Origin of the sequence: Microbulbifer flavimaris (assembly GCF_001641755.2) — a bacterium.
Lineage (GTDB): Bacteria > Pseudomonadota > Gammaproteobacteria > Pseudomonadales > Cellvibrionaceae > Microbulbifer > Microbulbifer flavimaris.
Genome location: NZ_LRFG02000012.1, coordinates 1 through 447, shown reverse-complemented (window position 1 = coordinate 447; position 447 = coordinate 1). Strand labels below are relative to the sequence as shown.

Here is a 447-nt window from a genome sequence, read left to right as displayed (position 1 = left end):
CAAAACGTCGAGTTGGGCAACGACACAGTCGCCACGACCATTAAAGACGGCAACGACAACGAAGGCACACCAGGAGACGACGACAAAGCCATCGTCTCAATCAGCGGTGATGCCAGCGTCGTCGAAGGCAATGACGCCAGCTACACAGTGAGCGTAGACAAAGCGGTCGCAGCCGGAGAAACGGTGACGGTACCGGTGACCTACACCTATCAATCAGCCGAAAGCGGCGACATCATCACCAACACCACAGAAGTGGTGCTGGATGCAGCCAATCAAAGCGTCGACTTCACGGTGGCCGCAGTGGATGACGCCTACGCAGAAGGCGACGAAGTTTACAGCGTCGTCATCGGCACGCCAGTAGACACAGGCAGCTTCGAAAACGTCGAGTTGGGCAACGACACAGTCGCCACGACCATTAAAGACGGCAACGACAACGAAGGCACACCA

The 447-nt window shown here is 56.6% G+C and carries 1 protein-coding gene; it reads left to right on the top strand.

Annotated elements, in window-relative coordinates; translation table 11 throughout:
• The coding region (locus tag AWR36_RS16285; protein WP_176491162.1) for a hypothetical protein at window positions 1–447 on the top strand (447 nt) is incomplete at both ends.